Annotated in this window: 3 protein-coding genes and 1 pseudogene; 2 read left to right on the top strand and 2 right to left on the bottom strand. The window is 56.8% G+C overall.

Annotated elements, in window-relative coordinates; genetic code table 11:
- Window positions 1–272 precede the first annotated feature (272 nt).
- Window positions 273–1,099, bottom strand: a pseudogene (locus EV691_RS23875) (transposase); the annotation flags it as partial.
- A gap of 488 nt (window positions 1,100–1,587) precedes the next feature.
- Here EV691_RS23875 and EV691_RS09805 point away from each other — a divergent pair.
- Both EV691_RS09805 and EV691_RS09800 read left to right on the top strand, forming a co-directional pair.
- Window positions 1,588–2,871: an ATP citrate lyase citrate-binding domain-containing protein gene (locus tag EV691_RS09805; RefSeq protein WP_131302812.1), complete on the top strand. Its 1,284-nt coding sequence runs from the start codon at window positions 1,588–1,590 to the stop codon at window positions 2,869–2,871.
- 10 nt (window positions 2,872–2,881) lie between these two features.
- Window positions 2,882–5,584 (top strand): CoA-binding protein, encoded by a 2,703-nt coding sequence (locus tag EV691_RS09800; protein WP_131302810.1) that lies wholly within the window; start codon window positions 2,882–2,884, stop codon window positions 5,582–5,584.
- A 119-nt stretch (window positions 5,585–5,703) separates the two neighbouring features.
- Here the strand turns inward: EV691_RS09800 and EV691_RS09795 are convergent, their stop codons facing one another.
- The gene (locus EV691_RS09795; protein WP_131302809.1) at window positions 5,704–6,936 is read right to left on the bottom strand and encodes a TIGR03862 family flavoprotein; all 1,233 of its coding nucleotides are present in this window, start codon (window positions 6,934–6,936) and stop codon (window positions 5,704–5,706) included.
- Window positions 6,937–6,944 lie beyond the last annotated feature (8 nt).

Below are 6,944 nucleotides of genomic sequence, written 5' to 3'. Positions count from 1 at the left end.
GCAACCGCGCTCTTTCTTGAGGACTGAGGATGATTCTGTAATGTTCCATGCCGACATTATGCATGACGCAGATTTAGCTGTGTCATAACACTAGGTGTGAAGGTTCGATAGGTTGTTCACCCGGCTGTGCGGATGGGAAGCTGAGGTTGTCGAGACATCAGCCCACCTGCAGGGAACCGGATGAACAGCCATAAGAATGCCCGATTGACCGTCCATGGACGAGCCTTGTTGATCGAACGGATGCCGCTCAACCCTTAGATCGGTGCGGCCGGCAACGTCTGGCCGAAGCGCCTCTCGACGGCCTCGAGCATCACATCGCGAACATCGTCATCGCTGTGGCCGTGGAGGCTGGCAACCCAACTGATGGCCTCCCGGTCGCAGCAGTCCAGAGCGAAGGTTACGCGCAGGCGTTCGCCATCGTCGCAGTGAAATTCGAAGCCATCTGAGCACCAGCGGGTGTTGCTCGTCTCGACCGCCACACGACCGTCATGGCGACGCGCGATGCCAGGCTGCTTGGGGCGCCGCTCCAGCAGCAACCCGTGGTCACGCATCACCCGGCGGTAGCCATAACTGGGCAAGTCAGAAACCGTGCCCCCTGATCCGTTCCACCAACGCTGCATCGTCGATCGTACACCGACGTCGAAGCTTCAGTTGTTCAGGTGCCTGCTTGATTCGAGCCGTCAGTTGCGAACGCGACACACCGAGACTTTCGCTGACCAGCTTCACTGGCCGTCCCCTCGCCAGGCGCCCCCGGCAACAAGGGTGAGTGCGCAATCCATTTTCGCGAGCGGGCGATCTCTACGGCCTCCTTGAGAACCTCCGCCTCCAGGATCTTCTTGCCCAGCATGCGTTGCAGCTCGCGGATCTGCTTCAAGGCATCGGCCAGCTCCGAGGCGGGCACCACGGCTTCGCCGACACTGACCGCCGACAGGCTGCCGTCCTGGTAAAGCTTGCGCCAATGGAACAGCTGGTTGGGATTGATGCCGTTACGCCTGTCCACCACCGAGACGCTTTGTCCCGGCTCCAGGCTCTCGCGAACCATGGCGAGCGTCTCCTCGACGCTCCAGCGGCGACGCCGCTGCTGGTCGAGCACTTCGATGTGTCTGTCTTTGCTGGTAGTCATAAACACAACCGTTTGCCTATCCCTTTATGGTGAGGGGGAAACGGTGTCCGGTGTTTCAGGGGGCGTTCAGGTGGAGAGTCGATAAGGAGGTGCTGAAAGGTTTATGAAAGTTATGTCGACTACCATGAAGCTCATGAGCTTCAACATGCGCCTTGGTTCCTCTTGCGCATGCTAAACGTAGTGCTACTGTTTCATAAAAATGGATGATCTATTGATATAAAATATATTTTCTATTTTTGCTTGCGTAAGATTTATTAGCAAATCAATAGGTTGATGAGCTTATGGCGCAGTAGGGGGAGTGCCTTTGGTGGTATTAGGATTTTGCCGCTGCTATAACGTTTTCTTATGTTTGCAAGCATGTAGGGTCTAGTTCAGATTGAAAAAGGCAGGTTCACCAAAAGACTAGTGCCTGCGCGTTAAAGGGTGCCGCTATCGATTGTTCAACAAGGATGTGAGGGACTGAAATGCAAATTACCGGCATGCTTCATGGGGCAAGATTGCTAGAGCTCGTTGGTTTTCCAGCAACTGAGGTGTTGGGGCCTGACGCCACCGAGCAAGATATCAAGTCGATGCTGGGTCGGCATGGTCAGATATTCATTAAGCCTGTGTTTAAAGGTGGTGTTGGTAAAAAAGGAAAGGCAGGCCTTGTTGGGAAAGCCAAAGATCTCAAGAGTGTGTTGCTGGAAAAAGAGCGCCTTTATTTTGCGTGCCATGAGAGTGGGCATCAGCAAGTAAAGGCCAATGGTGTTACGTTTGAGGCTGGAGTTCCGGCTGAGCATGAGATCTATTTTTCTATAACAGACTCCACCCGATTTCGGGCGCCCACCATGACGCTGACTCACCTGGGTGGGGTAGATATCGAGGACGTAGATAAAGAGAATGTCGCTGTAATTCCCTTCGATCCGCTTACTGGGCTCAAGGCGTTCGTCGTTGCTAATGCACTGACGAGCATTGGTGCACCCAAAGAAGTTATCTCCCCCCTGGTGCAACAGCTCCCGAAACTTTGGGAACTGTTCCATGGCTTTGGCATGACGACATTGGAGCTGAATCCAATTCGTATGCAGATAGATCGTAACGGACGATTGTCGCCTGTCGCCTGTGATTTTAAATGTAGCTTTGATCGTGATGACCCTCGATGGATGCGCTTGGGCATACCACCTCAGGTCTTTGCGGCTGATTATTCTGACTTCGAGCAGGAAATCAATTCTCTTCGTACGCACCAAGGGCAGAGTGACGTATATGTAATTAATGCCAATGGAACTGTTCTTGCCCCTACCTTTGGCGGCGGTGCCAACTCTCTGGTTACCGAAATGTTGGGGGATGATGCGATTATTTCCACTGATTTTGGTGGTAATCCGCCATATTCTAAGATGAAGGAAGTGGCCCGCATTTGCTTCAATCACTGGCTGGCACAGGCAAATGTGCTGTTCATTATAGGTGGGAAGTCCAATAATACTGATATCTACGAGACTTTCCGGGCAATGGCTGATGCATTGCGCGAGTACTTTAGTGAGCATGGGCCTACGCCGCTTTACGTTGTGCTGGGCCGTGGTGGGCCGAATCTGGTCCGAGGTATGGGGACGTTACGCGATACCTGTGATGCATTGGGGTTGCCTTATCGATTTTTTGGCTTCGACTCGGATATCAGCGAAGTCATTCACTATGCGAAGAAAGCTGATCTCTGGATGAAGTCGGGTGGACGTGGCCAAGTGGCGCGTCGACTTGGTCTCCCTGCCTGTGAAGTGTGAGGTCGATTTCATGAATAATCGTAAAAAACCTTCTGTCGGCAGCTTCAAGTATCACGTCGGTATTTCATCTCTCAGCGAGATCGCCTCGCGGGAAGATAGAGTATGTGTGTTGAATATCTTGGGAGGGGAGTCGAGCGTCGTCACACCGATCAGCCATACGTACTCGGGCGGTAACGTCGTATTCGGTACGGCGCCAGGCAAGGCTGGACAGGTATTGTCCACGCCGGGAGGTGACATTCCCGTTTATAACAGTGTCCTCGAGGGCCTGGAAGCGGGCCACCATTTCAATTGTGGGGTAGTCTATCTGCCGCCTTTGGCGGCGCGGGATGGCGTTGCTGAACTGATAAGGGTGAATCCGGATCTCCGCAAGATCTTCATCATCACCGAAAAAATATCAGCACACGACGCCCGTGAAATTCGCGCCATGGGGCAGCAACATGGCGTCGACATCTTTGGCGCAAATGGCTTGGGTGTGGCTGACTCCTGGAGCCAGGTCCGCATCGGGGGGGCATTGGGCGGCGACAATCCGGCTGACGCACTCCGACCTGGCTCCATCGCCATTTTCTCGAACTCCGGAGGATTTTCCACCACCATCACCCAGTATCTACGCATGGCGGGCTGGGGAACTTCCACGGTGATATCCAGTGGCAAGGATGTCTACATCCAGTATGCCGCACCGGAGTTCGCATATGCCTTGGGCAACGACGAGCGCAGTAAAGCTGCCGTCCTGTACTGCGAGCCAGGGGGTTACTACGAGCTTGATGCCGATTTCACCAAGCCGGTGGTGGCCTGCGTGGTGGGCCGGTGGAAAAGCAAGCTGACTCGCGCAGTTGGACATGCTGGGGCTATGGCAGGTGAAAGTGATGATGCGATCGCTAAAGAGCGCTGGTTCATGGAGCGTTTTGGTGTGGACGGTGTGTTCACTCCTGACGATCCACACTTTTCCTCCAAGGGGGCGCTAGTAACCAACATTGCCCATATTCCCGCGGCACTTACGGCAGTAATGAAAGCCAATGGAATTCGACCAGATTTCGAACCCGAGGGGAATCTGGCACTTAAAGCGTGGTTTGGATCTGATCAGGGTATAAGTCTTCATCCTGAACTCATGGTGCCTGTCGTCGAGGCCGTATCACCCTACAATGAGCAAATAACACAACTTAACAAACAAATCGGTATCGTGTTCCCCCGCCAGGCTCTCAAGGACGCGTCAGGCGCATCTCAAATGGATCCACTGAGCCAAGTGAGCAGCTTATACGGCGTTTCTATGCTTCAAGCTGCCCAACAGCCTTTGGAGAGCAATGTTTGCCTTGCGCTGATACGTGAAAGTGGAGGCGCACGGGAGCAACAGTTGATCAATGTTGCTGTTGCATCTTTTGTAAATCTTTATGGAACTCCGGAATTGGCTGCTGCACAAGCAAGCCGAGATGCAGGGAATGCCCCTAATGCCGTATTGGCAGCAGCTTTGGGAATTATTGGGCCACGCAGGCAAGAACGTGCCCGATCTGCTGTTTCAATCCTGATTGACTGCCTGGCGGATGCCCGCCTCACTGATCCGTTCGATAGGAATTTCAAGATCCTTGGTATCGACCAGGCTCGCGTTAAGGAACTACTGACAGAGCAGTTGGATCGTCGCGCCGAAGAGTTGATGGTCGGGCTGGAAGAGCGCGGAGTGATGCCTGTTGCAGTTCAATGGTTGAAAAATCTAGGGCATCCTTCTTATGACGCAGTGCTGGCAGCGATTACTACCTCATTGGCGTGGGGGGCGTTGATGCGCAAACGCATCTCTAGAGTAACGGTCGAGAATCTGCCTTGGTGGATTCAGTTATTTGGAGTGCTTATTGGAGCAAGCACTGACGCGTCACAACATCAGGAGCACGAATTCTGCGGTGTTAGCAACAGATCCTTGCTTAGAGATCGCTCACTTACCGAAATCGCTTACCTGGCGCTTCTGAACCGTGTTCCGAGTCCTGCGGATCTCTTTGCGTTTCAGACGCTGACTGGGTTATTGCTTACTAATGGCCCCGGTTCAATTTCTGCGCAGGGTGCAAAAGGTGCAGTGTCGGCTGACGGCCCAGAGATTCCCCAGCGTGTGCAGCTGAACAAGGCACTGATCGGCTTTCTCTCTCATTGCGGCTATACCCATGGAGGTAATGGTTACGAAGGCATCGCCTTCCTGGTCGATCAATTCCGAGGGAGCGGGCTGACCGATCCCGGGGCTAAAGAATACCAGGTCAATGTGAAGGCACTGGCAGCTCAGGCAGTGGAGCGGTATGCCTCCTACAAAAGCAAGTGCAAAAGTGTCGGAGTAGAAGTTGCCAGAGTGCCAGGTGTGAATCATCCGGTGTTCAAGGGCAAACCAGTCAATTACGATCCTCGAGAGGTATTCATGGCGGATCTCTTTGAAAGTCGGGGGGAAATCAATATATTCCACGACTTCTATCGAGAGTTGGTACAGGCTCTGTACGAGGCCGGGGTAACTCGTGATGTGTATTGTGTGAATGTAGATGCCGTTATCGCTGCTCTTCTGCTGAAAATGGTATGGCAACCCATGGCGCGTGGCGAAATCAATGAACAAGAGCTTGAGACTGCAGCGTTCACGATTTTCCTTTATCCACGCATGCTCGGCTGCGCTGCGGAAATTGATGACCATATAAATCGGGGAAAAAACATGGATACTAGAACGCCTGCAAGCCGCTGCAGTTTCGTTGTATAGATATTGAGCGGTGGTTGGTGAAATCTTACGGCCTGAGGTGAAAGAGATTTAAAGCATCAAGCTCCAGGTGACCTTTTCGGTCACGGTCACCTGAAGCTTTGTGCTTTAAAAGAGCAAAATTAGCGAGTTTCCAGCCAGCGCAGCAGCCCATGGGCCGCGGCGCGGCCACTGGCGAAGCAGGCGGTGAGCAGGTAGCCGCCGGTGGGCGCCTCCCAGTCGAGCATCTCGCCGGCGCAGAAGGTTCCCGGCACGCCGCGCAGCATCAGGTTTTCGTCCAGCGCCTCGAAGGGCACCCCGCCGGCGCTGCTGATCGCCTCGTCGAGCGGCCGCGGGCGCAGCAGCTCGAGCGGCAGCGCCTTGATCAGCCCGGCCAGCCGCGCCGGTTCGGCGAAGACCGCGGCCGGCGCCAGCTCGCGCAGCAGCGCGGCCTTGACCCCGTCGATCCCCAATTGACCGTGCAGGTGCCTGGCCATGGAGCGCGAGCCGCGCGGCTTGCTCAGGGCGGCGAGCACCCTGGCCGGCTCGTGCTGCGGCAGCAGGTCGACGAAGACGGTGGCGCTGCCGTCGCGCTCGATCCGCTCGCGGATCGCCGCCGACAGTGCATAGACCAGGCTGCCCTCGACGCCGCCGGCGGTCAGCACGCATTCGCCGTGGCGCGCCGGCTCGTCGTCCAGACGCAGGCCGACGTGCTTCAGCGGCGCGCCGGCGAAGCGCTCGCGCAGGTGCGCGCTCCAGCCGGCCACCTCGAAGCCGCAGTTGGCCGGGCGCAGGGGCGCGACGCTCACCCCGCGCGCTGCCAGCAGCGGCACCCAGGCGCCGTCCGAGCCGAGCCGCGCCCAGCTGCCGCCACCCAGGGCGAGCAGGCTGGCGGCAGGCCGGATGCGTTGCTCGCCCTCCGGGCCGCTCAGGCGCAGGGCGCCGTCGGCGGCCCAGCCGAGCCAGCGATGGCGGGTATGGATATGCACCCCGGCCTCGCGCAGGCGCCGCAGCCAGGCGCGCAGCAGCGGCGCGGCCTTCATGTCGGCGGGAAACACCCGCCCGGAGCTGCCGACGAAGGTGTCGATGCCGAGATCGTGCACCCACTGGCGCAGCGCCTCGGCGTCGAAGTCCTGCAGCAGCCGGCCGATTTCCGCGCGCCGCGCGCCGTAGCGGGACAGGAAGGGCTCGCGCGCCTCCGAGTGGGTGATGTTCATCCCGCCCACGCCGGCGAGCAGGAACTTGCGTCCGACCGAGGACATGCGCTCGTACAGCTCGACTGCCAGGCCCGCCTGGCTGAGCACCTCGGCGGCCATCAGACCGGCCGGTCCGCCGCCGATGATGGCGACCGCGGGAGTGGAAGTGACGTCGGACATGCTGGCTC

Origin of the sequence: Azotobacter chroococcum (assembly GCF_004339665.1) — a bacterium.
Taxonomy (GTDB): Bacteria; Pseudomonadota; Gammaproteobacteria; order Pseudomonadales; family Pseudomonadaceae; genus Azotobacter; species Azotobacter chroococcum.
Note: the sequence above shows the minus strand (reverse complement) of the source record. Positions and strands in the feature narration are given on the sequence as shown.

Coding starts and splice junctions, on each gene's coding strand:
- EV691_RS09795 (WP_131302809.1), bottom strand. CDS start 6,936: ATGTCCGACGTCACTTCCACTCCCGCGGTCGCCATCATCGGCGGCGGA.
- EV691_RS09805 (WP_131302812.1), top strand. CDS start 1,588: ATGCAAATTACCGGCATGCTTCATGGGGCAAGATTGCTAGAGCTCGTT.
- EV691_RS09800 (WP_131302810.1), top strand. CDS start 2,882: ATGAATAATCGTAAAAAACCTTCTGTCGGCAGCTTCAAGTATCACGTC.